This is a genomic window from Cohnella fermenti, from assembly GCF_004801405.1.
GTDB classification, from domain to species: domain Bacteria; phylum Bacillota; class Bacilli; order Paenibacillales; family Paenibacillaceae; genus Cohnella; species Cohnella fermenti.
Genome location: NZ_SSOB01000012.1, coordinates 52,679 through 67,853, shown reverse-complemented (window position 1 = coordinate 67,853; position 15,175 = coordinate 52,679). Strand labels below are relative to the sequence as shown.

General features: G+C 60.1%; 12 protein-coding genes. 2 read left to right on the top strand and 10 right to left on the bottom strand.

Features of this window, described 5'->3' with window-relative positions; translation table 11 throughout:
• Positions 1–208: 208 nt before the first annotated feature.
• Positions 209–970, bottom strand: a complete 762-nt coding sequence (locus E6C55_RS11195) for a glucose 1-dehydrogenase (RefSeq protein WP_136369880.1) — start codon at positions 968–970, stop codon at positions 209–211.
• A gap of 212 nt (positions 971–1,182) precedes the next feature.
• Between E6C55_RS11195 and E6C55_RS11190 the strand changes: the two genes are divergently transcribed.
• Entirely contained in the window at positions 1,183–1,761 is a 579-nt protein-coding gene (locus E6C55_RS11190) for a TetR/AcrR family transcriptional regulator (protein WP_168735589.1), read from the top strand.
• 622 nt (positions 1,762–2,383) lie between these two features.
• Here E6C55_RS11190 and E6C55_RS11185 read toward each other — a convergent pair.
• The 5 genes from E6C55_RS11185 to E6C55_RS11165 all read right to left on the bottom strand — a co-directional run bounded on the left by E6C55_RS11185 (position 2,384) and on the right by E6C55_RS11165 (position 9,464).
• Positions 2,384–3,739, bottom strand: coding sequence for an FAD-dependent oxidoreductase (locus E6C55_RS11185; protein WP_136369878.1), 1,356 nt, complete (start codon positions 3,737–3,739; stop codon positions 2,384–2,386).
• Positions 3,736–5,859: an MGH1-like glycoside hydrolase domain-containing protein gene (locus E6C55_RS11180; RefSeq protein WP_136369877.1), complete on the bottom strand. Its 2,124-nt coding sequence runs from the start codon at positions 5,857–5,859 to the stop codon at positions 3,736–3,738. Before E6C55_RS11180 ends, E6C55_RS11185 begins: the two co-directional genes overlap by 4 nt.
• Positions 5,860–6,027: 168 nt before the next feature.
• Positions 6,028–7,575: an extracellular solute-binding protein gene (locus E6C55_RS11175; protein WP_136369876.1), complete on the bottom strand. Its 1,548-nt coding sequence runs from the start codon at positions 7,573–7,575 to the stop codon at positions 6,028–6,030.
• 84 nt (positions 7,576–7,659) lie between these two features.
• The gene (locus E6C55_RS11170) at positions 7,660–8,529 is read right to left on the bottom strand and encodes a carbohydrate ABC transporter permease (protein WP_230986647.1); all 870 of its coding nucleotides are present in this window, start codon (positions 8,527–8,529) and stop codon (positions 7,660–7,662) included.
• Between the two features lie 2 nt (positions 8,530–8,531).
• Entirely contained in the window at positions 8,532–9,464 is a 933-nt protein-coding gene (locus E6C55_RS11165) for an ABC transporter permease (protein WP_211093569.1), read from the bottom strand.
• A gap of 241 nt (positions 9,465–9,705) precedes the next feature.
• Between E6C55_RS11165 and E6C55_RS11160 the strand changes: the two genes are divergently transcribed.
• Positions 9,706–10,155 carry a hypothetical protein gene (locus tag E6C55_RS11160; protein WP_136369874.1) on the top strand — a complete coding sequence of 150 codons (450 nt, stop codon included), beginning with the start codon at positions 9,706–9,708 and terminating at the stop codon, positions 10,153–10,155.
• A 42-nt stretch (positions 10,156–10,197) separates the two neighbouring features.
• On the opposite strand, the gene E6C55_RS11155 is transcribed toward E6C55_RS11160, so the two are convergent.
• From E6C55_RS11155 to E6C55_RS11140, 4 genes are all read right to left on the bottom strand, one after another.
• Positions 10,198–12,459, bottom strand: a complete 2,262-nt coding sequence (locus E6C55_RS11155; RefSeq protein WP_168735588.1) for a helix-turn-helix domain-containing protein — start codon at positions 12,457–12,459, stop codon at positions 10,198–10,200.
• Positions 12,460–12,814: 355 nt separating this feature from the next.
• Entirely contained in the window at positions 12,815–13,219 is a 405-nt protein-coding gene (locus E6C55_RS35375) for a hypothetical protein (RefSeq protein WP_407923717.1), read from the bottom strand.
• A 23-nt stretch (positions 13,220–13,242) separates the two neighbouring features.
• Positions 13,243–14,376, bottom strand: a complete 1,134-nt coding sequence (locus tag E6C55_RS11145; RefSeq protein WP_136369872.1) for a Gfo/Idh/MocA family protein — start codon at positions 14,374–14,376, stop codon at positions 13,243–13,245.
• The gene (locus E6C55_RS11140) at positions 14,373–15,155 is read right to left on the bottom strand and encodes a sugar phosphate isomerase/epimerase family protein (protein WP_136369871.1); all 783 of its coding nucleotides are present in this window, start codon (positions 15,153–15,155) and stop codon (positions 14,373–14,375) included. Before E6C55_RS11140 ends, E6C55_RS11145 begins: the two co-directional genes overlap by 4 nt.
• Positions 15,156–15,175: the final 20 nt, after the last annotated feature.

Below are 15,175 nucleotides of genomic sequence, written 5' to 3'. Positions count from 1 at the left end.
CAAAAGGGTGCCTTATCCCTGCTGTTCAGGTGCTGCGTATTTTTTTCCAGAAATTAGGATACTGATTGGAAGGGATAAGGCACCCATTGGCGAAAAGGGATAGGGGCAGTGTCAGCCAGCGCGGCAAAAATACAGGGAGGGGGTATCCAGACCATTGCCGGCCGTTCTGCACCTTCTCCCCTCCTCCTATTCGATTTGGTATAATGAATTAACGTGCGGTCCAACCGCCGTCGGCCTTGATTACGTCGCCGTTGACAAAGCTGGAGTCGTCGGAGGCCAGGAACAGGGCGACCCGAGCGATCTCCATCGGATCGGCTATCTTGCCTGGTCCGGCATCGGCAAGCGCTGCGGCTCCGAGCGGGTGAGGCGCCGTAATGGTCGATTGAATATTCGTGTTCACGCCCCCCGGAGCAATGGCGTTGGCACGGATGTTCCCGCCTTCGCGTCCGTAAGTGGCGGCGATGTTCTTGGTCAAGCCGACCAAGCCGTGCTTCGAGGCAATATAAGCGGCGCCGCCGCGAGTGCCGAACAAGCCGCCGACGGAAGCGTTGTTGACGATGACGCCGCCGCCTGGTTGATCCTTCATGATGTTGATCGCCGCGCGGCAGGCCAGGAACGGTCCGGTCAGATTGATGCCGATCAGGCGCTCCCACAGCTCGTCCGACACGTCGCCGACCGGCGTGAAGTTGTCCATGACGCCCGCGTTGTTCACGAGGACGTCCAGGGAACCATAAGTGTCGGCCGCCGTGCGAATCATCGCTTCGACGTCGTCCTTCCTCGAGACGTTGACGGCCGCCGCCGTCGCTTCGCCGCCCTTCTCCCGAATCTCGGCAACGACGGCATCGACGCCCGCTTGATTGATGTCGGCCGCGACGACCTTGGCGCCTTCCTGCGCGAACAGCAGCGCAATCGCCTTGCCCATGCCGGAACCGGCTCCGGTAACAACGGCTGTTTTGCCTTGAAGCTTCATTATGCAAGACTCCTTTGCAATTAAGGATGGACGGCTTCGTTCCGCCCGCCACCCGTTCGTATTTGGGACACACCTTCATTATAGAATCGTGGCCGGAAGCTTCAATTGACAAGTCGGCGGCCTTTGTCAAAGTCCTTACATTCGCGGCGAATCTGTCTGGTTCCAGCTTAAATTCATACATTAACGGCGAAGATGCTCGGGGTGAACGGAGAATGAATAACGGCGTCATTCGAACGAGAAAAGCGCTCAAAAACGCGTTGGTCGAGCTGCTGAGGGAGAAGGAGCTGCGAGAGATCACCATCAGCGAGATCGTATCGCGGGCGGGCTATTCGCGAGCGACCTTCTACGCGCACTACCAATATAAAGAGGACTTGCTCGACGAGCTGGTCGAGGAAGTGATCGGCGGGTTCCTGTCGGCCTTCAAGGAGCCTTACGAGAACGACAGGAAGCGTTACGACCTCGGGCAGTTGACTCCCTCGACCGTGCGGATCTTCCAGTACATTGGCGAGAACGAGAGCGCATTCGCGCTGCTGCTCAAGCGGGACAATCTGGGGTTCCAGGAGAAGCTGCTGGAGGCGATTCGGACGATTTTCACCCAGGAGTACGACTTGCTGTTCCCCCGGGTCCCCGCCCACATCGACCGCGAGATCTACATCAATCAGAACGTGTACTCCATTCTCGGCTTGATCGCCTACTGGGTGAACTCCGGCTTCCGCTACTCGGCCAAGTACATGACGGACCAGATGCTCGAGATCGCCAGGCTGTCGATGCCGAGAATGGCGAAGCTCTGAGCGGTATCGGCGTGCCATAAGCTATGGAATCGCCTTCGGAATACCGTGGCCTTCGGCGCCACGACCAAGCGAACATGCCTTCGGGATGCCACGAGCCATACAGAACTGTCTTCGGCGCACCACGAAGAACCAAGCGAACACGCCTGCGGCGTCTCCATGACGCCGGGGAAGCTCCAAGAGAAGCTCCCGGAGATGCTCGTTTCTCCGCTAACCCCCGCCCCGGCCTGGTGATCCTGGTGATTTTTGCGATTTTATGTGAAATTTCACATTCGTAGGCTCGGATCGGCGGGAATCGCGGCGTTTTATGTGATTTTTAGCATATATGCGGAAAAACGGGACGGAATCTTCTCTGTGTATGCTGTTTTTCACATAAAATCACCCAAACTGCGCGCTATCGCGGTGCTCGAATGTGAATTTTCACATATATTTGTTGTGTCTGGGGGCTTGGGCGACTTGGGCGGATGTGACGGCGGCGGCGGTGCGAGATGGCGACGGTGGCGGCTGTCGTGGCTGCAGCGGCTATGGTGGTTGTGGTTGTGGTTGTGGTTGGTATCGGCAAGACCCGGCTCCCTTCATCGGGCAGCCGGGTCTTCTTGCGGTCGGATCGATGATTAGCGGCAGGCTAGACGGGAAGCTCGATGCGCTCCACGTCGCCCTCCGTGAATTGGCCTCGCAGTTGGAGAACAAATCGAATCTGCTTGGCCTCCACCTTGCGGACGTCGTCCAGCTTCCGGAATGAGGCGATGGCGGCCGCCGTGCCGGCGGCTTCCCCGATCGCGCTGACCGAAGCCATGATCCGGTAGGAGCTGTGCGCTTCGTGCGAGCCGCTGATGCAGCGGGAGCTCAGCAGCAGATTGGCGCAGCCTTGCGGAATGAGCGAACGGTAGGGGATATGATAATAGCCGGGGGCCGGAATGGGCTCCAGCCTTGACGCTCCCCCGTCCGGGTTGTGAATGTCGAGCGAATAAGCGCAGGCGGCGACCATGTCCTCGAACTTCCGGGCGCCGAGGCAATCGCCGGCCGTCAGCTCGTACTCGCCGACGATTCGCCGGCCCTCGCGAATGCCCAGCTTCGGCGCCGTATAGTCGAGCGTTGCGTTCCGGAATGCCGGATGCTGCCGGATCGCCGCGAACAGCTCCTGCGCCTGCTTGATTCCTTCCTCCATGCCCCGGGCCACGGTGTCCGGCCGAGTCGGATCGACATTCAGCACGGAGGTGGAGTTGAACAGCAACGCCTCGCCGTCGGGGTAAGGGAAGCAGGTGATGCCCGGACGCGGATTAAGCGTTCCTCCCGCTTCCTTAAGCGTCTGATAATAAGGAAGAAGCTCGCGGCGCAGCGAATGAATGGCCGACCAGCGCCGGATATCCGGCTGCTGGAGCAGGGAGCGGTCGATGCCGCTGACCTTGAACGTAACGGTGGCCGATTGCAGCTTGCCGTCGCTCTCCCGTCCCTTCTGGAAGCGCAGGCCGGCCAACGCGGCGAGATTGCCGTCCGCCGTCGCATCCAGGTACACGGCTGCGGTCGCCGTTCCCGTGCGGCTGCCTCCCAGATGGAGGCGGGCGATGCGCCCGTCCTCCAGATCCGCTCCGGCGACGAAGCAACCGGTCCATACGGTTAAGCCGGGTTCGGCGTCGATCAGCCTTCTGTACGCGGCCGCCAGGTCCCGCTCGTCGTACGTCGGCACGAGCTGTTCGTTGTAGTGCGTATAGGCCGCAGGGAACAGCTCGCGGTGAATGCCGTCATTGATCGGCCGCCCGGTGCTGTCCCGGAACTGGCAGATGAGCGAGACGCTGGAGAAGACTCCGGTCCCGCCCACCTGGTCCGCCTGCTCGATAAGCAGCACCCGGCGCGACAACCTGGCTGCGGCAAGGGCGGCGCTGATGCCGCCGACCCCCGCTCCGGCCACAATAACGTCGTAGTCGAAGTTCTCTGTGCTCGCTGAGTTCGCCCCGTCTTGTCCGCTTCGTGAGCCGTTCACTCTGCTCCCTCCTTCTCGCCCGCTTCCCGCTCCGCTGACGGAGGGAACCGGCCGACCTTCACTCTCGTCGGAATGCCTTCATAAACGCCGACACCGTCGCAGACGATCTCGCAGCGCCCCGGACTCATAACGATGTCCACGGTATGCCCGCGGAACCGGAAGCCTTCGATGCGAACGGTCCCTTCCTCGGGCGGGTGCGGATGAATCCACAGCGTTCCGTCCAGTTCCGGCTGAATACCCGCCATGCCGAAGAGCAGTGCCTCCGCTCCCGACAGACCGGCGATGACATTGGCCCGCTTGTGCGGAGGCACGGCCGGCCGATCGCAATAATGCTCTTGCGGGTAGTAGGGAAGATGGCGCCCCATCCACAGGAACCGCTTCAGCACGTCCCAGGCCTCTTCGCCCCGGCCCTGCTCCCACAGCGTCAGCGCAAGCATCGGTCCGTCTCCCGTATAGGAGCCGCCGCCGGACCAGTCCGGATCGTTCTGCTCATAGTGCAGCTCGTCTTCCGCCGAGACGCTGCTGACGCCGTACGGCCCCAGGAACGCGCCGTCCCTGACCTGCTTCAGCATGCTCTCCGTCATGCTCTCGTCGCACGCGCCGAAGCGCAGCGCATCGAAGTATTGGATCGAGTAGATCGTCTCCTCGTGACCGCCCGGGTACAGCGCCTTGAACCAGCCTTTCTCTTCATCCCAGAGGTGGCGGCGGATCGCTTCCCGAATCCGCAACGCCTTCTCGCTCCAATCGGAGGCCGGCTCTTCTGCGGCGCCCAGATGCTCCGCGAACTCGGACAGCCGTTCGTAGCTCCACGCCCGCTCGGCGTTGGGGCTGGCCACGATGTGCTCGTAGCCCGCTCCGCGCATCTCCAGCAGGTTCGGCTGCTCGCCGTAATCGAGCAGATCGTTCCATTCCGGCAAGCGGCGATCGTCCTGCAGCACCAACTCCTTCATGACCGGGTACAGGTCCTCGCCCCCTCCATGCAGCAGCACGGTCGACCAGACGAGGTGAACGAAGGACCACAGGCTGTAGGAATAAGGAACGTTGGCCCCCTTGCCGCTCGGAGCGAACCGCGAGTGGCGATCGACGCCGCTCGCCGCCATCAGCCGCGCCAGCTCCAGGCTCTTGTCCCTTCCGAGCAGCATTCCCGCCAGCTTGGCCGCATAGCCGCCGATATCCCACGGGTAACAGCAGATGCCGGCGCCTTCGATGCCGGACACGACGGGGAACGGCTGCATCGCGAACTCCGGATTGTCCCACAGACAGACAAGTCCGCTAAGCACGGAACGACGATAGTACTCCTCCAGTCCGGGAATATCCGAAGTCAAGGAAGGCAGGCGAAGACGGGCTTGCTCCGCCCTTCGCACCCAGATCTCCCGGGTCCGCCGATCCCATTGCGCCAGCGCGGCTTCCTCGCGGAACGGAACGCCGGAGCGGGTGAGCATGACGCCGAAGCGAACGGTCATCTGCTCGCCGTCCTTCAGCACCGCCTCGCTCGCGCCTTCCCGGATGAGCGTAACCCGCGCCTGCGAGTTCTCCCAAGCCGGGCGAGCCGGGCAGGCCGGATGACCGGCCGAATCGGCGTCTCCCTCCGCAGGAGGCAGCGGTCGTGCCGCCTCCGCCTTCGTCTCCGGCCAGCCGTAGTCCCACTCGTCGTAGCTCACCCAGGCGGGATGTCCCGCCGCCACCTGCGGGACAACGGCCACGGCCGCATCTCTCCCGCTGCGATTGCGGACGGTCGCTTGGAGCAGGAAGCCATGGTGCCCGTACAGCGGCACCAGCTCGCTCGTTACGCTCAGCGAGATCAGCCGGTCGCCCGCGAAGTGGTGGTAGGTTCCCCGGCGCAGGATGCGATCGGGCTGCCAGGTCTCCTCGGCATACAGCAAGCCGCAATCTCCCTTGCCCAAGTTGCCGGTATCCCCGATGCTGTGGCCGTCGGCCGTCAGCCGAATGTCCAATTGCAGGTCCTTCGCGGAGAAGGGAGGCGCGTAACAGCCGCGAACTCCCATCACCGTGTTGCGAAGAGGGGCGGTCGTGCTGTACCCGCTGCTCACCCAGATATGCTCCTTGGGCGCGAGGCTCCCGCGCAGATCAAATGCATATTGCTTCAAGATGTCCTTCATCGCACTGCCTCCGTCACTTGCTTCATGTTGCCCGTCATCGCACTGCCTCCGTCACTTGCTTCATGTTGCCCGTCATCGCACTGCCTCCATCAATTGCTTCATGCTGCCTGTCATCGTGCCAACTCCATTCATTCCCTCAGCCGCCCGTCATCGCACTGCCGCCGGCCATCAGTTGCCGGCCAGCTCGGCATAGAGCTGCGTGTACTCCTGAATGATCTGGTCGCCGCCTTGCGCTCTCCACTTCTCGACTTCCTTGTTGTACTCGGCCTCGTCGAGCGCTCCGGTAATAAACTTCACGCGGGCATCGGTAATGATCTTGTTCAGCTCGGTCCCCTTCTCCACCGCCGTCTGGGAGATCAGCGGCTCGACCGGATTGGAGACGGCGATCGCTTCGTTCTCCTGCATCATCGTGCGGAACTTGTTGTCGGCCTCGCCCTTGCCCTTCCAGATCATCAGCGCGCCGTCATAGCTCGGGAGCTGCTTAAGCGGAGAGACCTGGTTCGTGTAAGCCGTCTGGTCGCTGATCGCCGGTTCGCCGGAGGCGTCCTTCTCGAAGTGAATGCCTTCGATGCCCCATGTCCACGTATACATCATGTCGTCGTCGACGATCTTGTCGAAGTACGAGAGCAGCGCCTTCAGCTCGTCTTCGGTCTTCACAGTCGCCTTCGGGAAGACGAACATGCCGCTGTAGCCGGTCGTCGCGAAGACGCGCTCGCCCTCGGGTCCTTCGATGCGGCTGACGATATCGATCTTGGCGTCCGGGTTGGCCTTCCGCAATTCGTTGCCGCCCGTAATAACGAAGTCCAGCGTCGGGAACAGCATGCCGGCCTTGCCTTGATAGAACAGCTCCTGCTGCTTGCTCTGCTTCGTCGCCGCGAAGTCCTGGTTGATGAGCTTCTCGTCGTACAGCTTCTTGTAGAACTTCATCGCTTCCATGTTCTCCGGCGTCATGAATTCCGGAACGGCCTTGCCGTCTTGAATCTCCCATTGGTTCGGCGCGCCGAAGTACGCAGCGATGTTCTGGAAGCCGATGAGGCCGACTGCGCCCGCCCCGCTGCCCGAATCCTCCGCCTCGACCAGGCCGAACGTGTCCTGCTTGCCGTTGCCGTCCGGGTCGTTCAGCGCGAACGCCTTGATGACCTCGTACAGCTCGTCGATCGTCTTCGGCTGCGACAGGCCCAGGTTGTCCAGCCAATCCTGACGGAACGCGATCCCTTGACGCGCCAGCGCTCTCGCCCGGTACAGCCCGTACACCTTGCCGTCTACCGAGATATTGTTCAGCACCAGCTCGTTGGCGTTGTACTTGCTCAGGTTCGGATAATCCTTGAGATACGGGCCGATCTCCCAGAACATGCCGGAGCGTTCCGCGTTAATAATGGAAGACGACTTCGTATCCTGGATCAGGAGCACCTGCGGCAGGTCGTTGGACGCGATGGACACGTTCACCTTGTCGTTGTAGGCCGTGGCCGGCACCCACGTAATGTTCAGCTTCGTGCCCGTATACTCCTCGATCCTCTTGATGATCGGATTGTCCTCGCTTGGAGGCTCGGTGGAGGTGTACTGGTTCATCATGGTAATCTCCATGACGCCTTTGCCGCCCGAACCCGAGCTTGCCGTGTTCTCCTTCCCATTGTCGCTGCCGCAAGCGGTCAGCGCCGTTGCCGCCAGCAGGGCCGCAGCCCCGGTCATCACCATTTTTTTCGTCGATGCGATCATGTTGTTTTTTCCTCCCCCAATGATTGAGAATGATCTATTAAAAGACGGGCAGGCCCATCCTCTAACCGGAATTCGGATGTAAGGTTACCCCTTCACGGACCCGAGCAGAACGCCCTTGGCGAAATACTTCTGCAGGAACGGATAGAACACGAGAATCGGGGCCGTCGAGAACACGATAACCGCCATGTTGATGATCTTGGAAGGCGGCGGCGGCGAGTCGCTCATATCGGAGAGGCCGATCTCCGACAGAATTACGATCTGGCGCAACAGAACTTGAATCGGCCACTTGTCCGAATCGTTGATGTACAGAATGGCGCTGAGGAACGTATTCCAATGACCCACGGCGTAGAAAAGCGAGAACGTCGCGATAACCGGCATGGACAGAGGAATGACGATACGCATCAGAATGCCCGGGTCGCTGGCGCCGTCAATCTTCGCCGACTCCTCGAGACCGTCCGGAAGCTGCTGGAAGAAGTTCTTGACCACAATCAGATTAAATGCACTGATGGCGGAAGGAATAATAAGCGCTCCGAACGTATTCGTCAGATGAAGCGACTTGACGATCAGGAACGTAGGAACAATCCCCGCGTTGAAAATCATCGTAAACGTAATCAGCATCATAAGCGGCCGGCGAGCCATCAATTCCTTATGCGCCAGCGGGTAGGCCGTCAGCACCGTCATGAAGAGATTGACCAGCGTGCCGACGACGGTGACGCCGACCGTAACGCCCAGGCTGTGCAGCAGCACCGGGGTCGAGAAGATGTAGCGATACCCCTCGAGCGAGAAGCGGGTCGGCACCAGCAGGAAGCTGTTGGAGAGTACCTCCTTATCGGTTGCGAAGGAGATGAGCACCACGTAGAGGAAGGGAAGAACCATCGCCGCCGAGATGACGGCCAGCAGCGTCGCGTTGACGGTGTTGAACAGCCGATAACGCCAATTCCGTTCGTTCGCCACGATCAATACACCCCTTCCTCTCCGAATTTGCGGGCCAGCCGGTTGGCGCCGACGACGAGAATGCAGCCGATCACGGACTTGAACAGGCCGACCGCCGTGCTGAAGCTGAACTGCCCTTGCGTAATGCCCGCCGTATAGACGTAAGTATCGAACACTTCGCCCACCTCGCGGTTTAAGGAATTGATCATGAGGAAAATCTGCTCGAACCCCGTATCGAGAAACGTGCCGAGCCGGAGGATAAACAGAATCACGATGGTGGAGCGGATCGCCGGAAGCGTCACGTGCCACAATTGGCGCAGCCGGCTCGCGCCGTCCATCCGCGCCGCCTCGTACTGCTGGGGATCGACTCCAGCCAGCGCCGCGAGGAAGATGATCGTTCCCCAGCCCGTCTCCTTCCACATCACTTCGAGCGTAATGATCGACCGGAACCAATCGGCGCTTGTCAGGAAACCGATTTTCTCGCCGCCAATCGCTGCGATCGCCTCGTTCACCACGCCGCCGTCCGTCGTCAGGAATGTGTACGCGATGCCGACCACAACGACCCACGATACGAAGTGGGGCACGTAGATCATCGTCTGCATGGCCCGCTTGAAGCCTTCCTTGCGAATCTCGTTAAGCATCAGGGCCAGCAGGATCGGCGCCGGGAAGAAGAAGACGATATTGTAGAGCGCGAGAACAAGCGTATTCTTGAGCAATCTCCAGAACAGCGGGTCGTTAAACAACCGTTCGAAGTGTTTGAAGCCGACCCAGTCGCTGCCGCCGAACCCGAGATACGGCTGATAATCCTGGAAGGAGATCAACAGCCCCCACATCGGCGCGTATTTAAAGAGGACAAAATACAGGACGCCGGGGAGCAGCATGAGGTACAGCCATTTGTCCCTTGCCAGCCTTCGCAGCGTTCTTCGCCTGCGGGATGCCGGAATCGGAGCCTGCATGGATAAGCCGGATAAGCTCCCGTTCAGTTGATTCATGTTCGTACTCCACCTTTGCTTTGCTGTTTCATGGCTCTAACGATAAACGGCGGGCAAGGCCCCGTCTATAATCGAGCCATAATCATCAGCGCGTATTCTGCGCTCCGGGAAGCGCCGCGCCCGCTCCGTCAAGTGGCATAAGGGACCTATAATCATCGGCACTTGCCTCGCAATCATCAGGCAGGGGGGGCTTGATGCCGGTCGCTTGTTGGCTGTGGCTCGGTATCGGTGGCTCGATGTCGGTGGCTCGATGTCGGTGGCTCGATGTCAGGGCCATGCGCGAATTTATGCGTTTTTTCACATTCGTCGGCTTGGAATCGGGGCAATCGAGGCGTTTTATGCGATTTTTCGCATACATATGGGATTTCCCGGTGGAATTGCCGTAATGTATGTGGTTTTTCGCATAGAATCGTCCAATCTGCCCGTTATTGTGCTGCACGAATGTGAAATTTCACATAAATCCCGGTATGAGGCGGCATCCGGCGGTATCGGCGCGGCGGCATCTGGCGGCATCTGGCGGCATCCGGCGGGCGGTATCCGGCGGCATCCGGCGGGCGGTATCCGGCGGCGGCTCCGGCGACTTCATCGGCTTCGCAGCGAAGGAGGACGGAAAGCTTATGCTGCGGCATTCCAAACAAAAAGCGAGCCCGCATAGCGGCTCGCCATCCTTGTCCGATTCCATCCTTGCCGTATTCCCTCAGTCGCGCCGGTGCCGCTCCCGGTATTGTCCGGGCGTCATGTCCTCCGCCTTGCGGAAGAACCGGATGAAGTTCTGCGAATTGGTGTAGGTCAGCCTCTCGGCGATCTCGCCGACTCTCATGTCCGTCTCCACCAGCCATTGCTTCGCGATCTTCAGCCGATATTGCTGCAGATATTCGCTGAAGCTGATTCCCATCTCTCTGCCGAACAGCGGGCCAAGATGGTTGGGATGATAATTCAATTGCGCCGCGCAAGCCTCCAGCGTAATCTCCGTATCGTAGCCGGCGTGAATCATCGCGGCCAATTGACCGGCCACAAGCTGCGCATGCGACTTGCGCTGCTGCTCCAGCTTCGACAGAATCGGGTTCAGCACCGTCTCCTCGAACCATTGCCGGATCTCTTCCTGCGAATTCAGCTCGAGCAGCCTCTGGAACAATTGCTTCTCCGGGTCCGACGAGGCTTCGGCGGACGGAGCGGAGTCGGATTGCATGATCTCCGTCAGCATCGTGTACAGCCGAATCAGAGACAGATGATACTGCCGCCAGTCGGCCTGCTCGCGGAAAATCAGCTCGATGCTCTGTCCGAGCAGCTCGCGGCTCTGGGCTCCGTCCGTCAATCGGACGGCATCGCACAGCTCCTTGACCGTTCGGTGCGGGAATCCGCTTCTTGTTCCTTCTCCGGGGGCGACGTCCTCGATGAAGAGAACGGATTCGGGGCCGATCCGGATTCGGTAGCGGAGCGCCTCCAGCGCTTCCTCGGCCGATACCGGAGCGGCGAGGAGGCTCGGCCTCGACCGGCTGATCCCGATGCTGATCGGGATGTCCAAGTATCGCCTTACCGACTCTTGAATACGCTCGGCGGCATTCAGCAATCGGGCCCGGCGCTCCGGCTCCGTCCGCTCCGTCCCGCCGATTAGCGTGATCGAGGATTGATCCATAAGCACCGGATCGAGACGCTCCTCCGCCGGAATCAGTTCTCCGGCGATATTCGCGACGGCGAACAGCAGCAGATCGACATCGCGTTCGCTGTAGCGCGTCCCCTCCAGCGAATCGATCTGAACGGCAAGGGCGGCATGCCAGCGCCAATCCGCCGGGAAGCCGAACTCCTGCAGCTTCTGAGCAAGCTGCCCTTCCTCCTTCTCCTCGCCGCGCAGCAGCTTGAGCACGAGGAACGACTTCAGCTCCCTCGCCTGCCCGACCACCTGGGCCGACAGACGCGATTCCGTCTGAAGCATCGACTGCAGCCGGGATTCGATCAGCGCGAACTCGTCCCTCGCCGTATGATCGGAAGAGAGGCCGGACGGCCCTCCGATCGCCCGCACCAACCGGCGGACAGGCTGATAGAAGGAGCGGGAGCCGAACAGCGCGAGCGCCGCCGTAGCGAGCATCATCAGGAAGCAGACCGCCAGCGTCACCCAGCCGATGGAACGGGAATCCCGGGTCATCTCCTTAATCGGAATAATCGACAAGTAGGTCCAGCCGTTGTAGCTGGACTGACGCTTGATCACACTCAGTTTTGCTCCGTCAACGAGCATGTCGAATTGGCCTTCTCCGCCGGGACGTCCGGTCAGCCGCTCCAGCAGGTCCTCTTCGTTCGCCGGCTCGTTGCCGCCATACGTCAACAGACGGTTGTCGCCGTCGAGGATCAGAATGCTCCCCAGATGAAGATCCGAAGGCAGCAGCTTGGCCAGCTCAGCTTCCGAGACGGTCACCACCGCCAGCCCCCGAGCCTTCAGCGAATTGAGCGGAATCTTCTTGACCAGGCTGATGCTCGGCGGCTCGTTCTCTTCGTCGGTGACCCACGCGGAGAAGACCGGAATGCTCTCATAATGAAGAAGCCGATCCGGGTCGTTCAGGTCGGACATGGTGAAAATATTGTTGTTGTCCACGCCCCATCCGCCGATCAGATTGACGACCGTCATGTTGCTGACCGTCAATTCGAACGTCTGGCTGCGAATCATGCTCTGGTACAGCTCATTGTAAGTTCGATAGTAGTCGGCGGAATAAGGAAGCTCCATCGCGCTGACGACGATCGGGGAGCTGATCAATTGGGTAACCGAGTGGTCGATCGTCTTCAGCATCTGCTCCACGCGGAGCTGGGTCTGCTGCAGCGCCTCCATGCTGCTCTGATTCACTTTATCCTGAACGATGGAAGAGGACTTGAAGTAAGAGATCATGCCGACCAGCGCCACGGGAATCGTGCCCAGAAGCAGACTGAAGATAAGCAGTCGGGTAAAGTAGGTGCGGGAACGAAGTTTCATGGTATCTCCTTCTCGGGTTCTCGGGCGTGTGCTCTCGGGGCGTGCTAAGGCAGTTCTATTATAGGCATCGCCCCGGGGCAAGTCCATAATCAGGGGATAATCATGAGATAGCCTTCTCGCCTTCGGACCGCTTTCCCGCCGCGGCTGCTGGCTTTGGCGGTTTGTCTTTGGCGGTTTGTCTTTGGCGGTTTATATGGTTTTTCACATTCGTCGGTCTGGATCGGGGGCGACAGCGGCGTTTTATGTGGTTTTTAGCATATATGCGACATTTTGGGCCGGAATTTTCTCCATGTACGCTATTTTTCACATATAATCGGGCAAAGTGCCCGTTTTCGGAGAGTGCCAATGTGATTTTTCATATAAAATCCGGGGGACGGGGGGCTCGGAGAGGGTTCTGGCGCTCGGCGGAGGCGGCGGGTATGGTGAGTATGATGGATTTGGTGAGTATGATGGATTTGGTGAGTATGATGGATTTGGTTACTTCGGCGAGGCGAAAGGTTAGCAATTCGGCGGATTTAGCGGGGTTCGCTAGGTTCGCCGGGTTCGCTAGGTTCGCTAGGTTCGATGGGTTCAGTGGGTTCAGTGGGTTCAGTGGGTTCAGTGGGTTCAGTGGGTTCAGTGGGTTCAGTGGGTTCAGTGGGTTCAGTGGGTTCAGTGGGTTCAGTGGGTTCAGTGGGTTCGACGGGTCTGCTAGGGTTCCTGGGGTTGCAACACGTGAGAAAGCCGGGCCCGCTGCGGGCCTGGCTCGTCTTCCGTCTATCGCAACTATCTCGCGCTCGCCAGTTATCCGTCCAATTCGCCGTCTGCCAGCCCCGTCGGGAATGCCGCCGGCTTCGGGCAGGTGCTTCTCATCGAATAGTGGGCGCCGGCTGCGGATGAATCGAGAATGCCGTACATCGCGTCGAGCACGTGGTAAGCCAGCTCTCCGCTTGCGCGATGGGGGCGTCCCGTCCGAATCGCCTGCGCCATGTCCGCCGCTCCGATGCCGCGGGCGTTCTCCGTCTTGCCGTGGGTAAGCGGAACCTCCGACCACGCCTCTTCGCCGGCCCGCCGCAGCTTCACGGGACCATCGAACGTATTCGGGTCCGGCACGAGCAGCGTACCTTCGCTTCCGTACAGTTCGATACGGGGCAGAACGGAGCCGCCGTTAATATCGAAGCTGGTGAGCAGCGTCGCGATCGGGCCGGATTCGAAGTCCAGCACACTCGCGATATGCGTCGGGGTCTCGACCGGGATTTTTTTCCCATACAGCTTCTCGCTTGTGGCGATCCGCTCGGGGAACGTAATTCTCGCCGAACCCGCCGCTCTCTTGATAGGACCGAGCAGCGCGATAAGCGCCGTCAAGTAATAAGGCCCCATGTCGAACAGCGGCCCGCCGCCGTGCTGATAGAAGAAGTCCGGGTTCGGATGCCATGCCTCCGGTCCTCTGCCCATCATGAAGGCGGTTGCACCGATCGGCGTTCCGATGGCGCCGTCTTCGATCAGCTTAATGCAGGTCTGAATCCCGCCGCCCAGGAAGGTGTCCGGCGCACCGCCCACAAGAAGGCCTCTGCTGCGAGCCGCCTCGAGCACCTGAAGACCTTCCTCGCGCGTCGCGGCCAGCGGCTTCTCCGTATAGACGTGTTTGCCCGCTTCCAACGCTTGCAGGGCGACCGGCGCATGCGCTTGAGGGATGGTCAGATTGATGACCATCCGAATGTCCGGGTCCGCCAGCAATTCCTCGACCGAACATCCGCGAATGCCGAACTCCTCGCCCCTGGCCCGAGCGCGCTCCACGTCCAGATCCGCGCAGGCGACGACCTCCATCGAATCGAATCTTTGCCCATTCTGGAGGTAGATGCCGCTGATGTTCCCCGTTCCGATAATGCCGACTTTGACTTTATCCCCGGCCTTGCCTTCATTCCCGACTGTACTCAATGCGCTTCCTCCCCGTTCCCCTCGATCTTCTCCATCACTCGGACCAAGTTCTTATAGCTTGTCTTGACGCAGTCCAGCGGATTCGTCTTGCACGAGTCCTGCTCCACGACGTACCATTCGACGCCGGACGCTTCCCCCCAGCGAACAATCGATTCGAAGTCGATGATTCCCGTCCCGACCTCGGCATACGTCCGCTCCTCGTCATCCGTCATGTCCTTCATATGAAGGATAGGCACTCGGCCTTCTAACCCCGAGAGGAATTCGACCGGTTCCCGTCCTCCCTTCTTCAGCCAGTACACGTCCGGTTCGGCCAGGAGAAGGTTGTCCGCTTCCGGTGCGATCAAGTAAGAGAGACCGTCCTTCCCGTCTACCTCCGTCTCGAATTCGAACGCATGATTGTGGTAGCTGATTCGCAACCCTTCGCTGCTTACGCGCTCCGCCAGCTCGTTGAACCGACGCTTGATCGTGCGATATCCTTCTTCGTTGCGATATTCGGGACCGATCCCGGCACATACGATGTCCGGCGTTCCGAACAGCTTCGCTTCCCCGATCACGCGCTCCGGATCATCGAGCAATTCCGCTCCGCCGTAGTGAAGACCGGATACCTTCAGCCCCGTCTCCTCCAGCACGGACCGCAGAAGCTGCGGATCGTACCCGTGGAATCCGGCGAATTGAACGGCGCTGTAGCCGACGCTCGCAAGCTCGCGGAGCACACCGGGGAAATCAGCCGCGCACGCTTCCCGCAGCGTATACAATTGAACGGAAATCTTGTTTCTCATAGCATGTCCTCCCCCATTAG

Bases quoted from the DNA above. Each gene is read 5' to 3' on its own strand.
- E6C55_RS11195 (WP_136369880.1), bottom strand. From the start codon at position 970: ATGAAGCTTCAAGGCAAAACAGCCGTTGTTACCGGAGCCGGTTCCGGC.
- E6C55_RS11190 (WP_168735589.1), top strand. From the start codon at position 1,183: ATGAATAACGGCGTCATTCGAACGAGAAAAGCGCTCAAAAACGCGTTG.
- E6C55_RS11180 (WP_136369877.1), bottom strand. From the start codon at position 5,859: ATGAAGGACATCTTGAAGCAATATGCATTTGATCTGCGCGGGAGCCTC.
- E6C55_RS11175 (WP_136369876.1), bottom strand. From the start codon at position 7,575: ATGATCGCATCGACGAAAAAAATGGTGATGACCGGGGCTGCGGCCCTG.
- E6C55_RS11165 (WP_211093569.1), bottom strand. From the start codon at position 9,464: ATGCAGGCTCCGATTCCGGCATCCCGCAGGCGAAGAACGCTGCGAAGG.
- E6C55_RS11155 (WP_168735588.1), bottom strand. From the start codon at position 12,459: ATGAAACTTCGTTCCCGCACCTACTTTACCCGACTGCTTATCTTCAGT.
- E6C55_RS11140 (WP_136369871.1), bottom strand. From the start codon at position 15,155: ATGAGAAACAAGATTTCCGTTCAATTGTATACGCTGCGGGAAGCGTGC.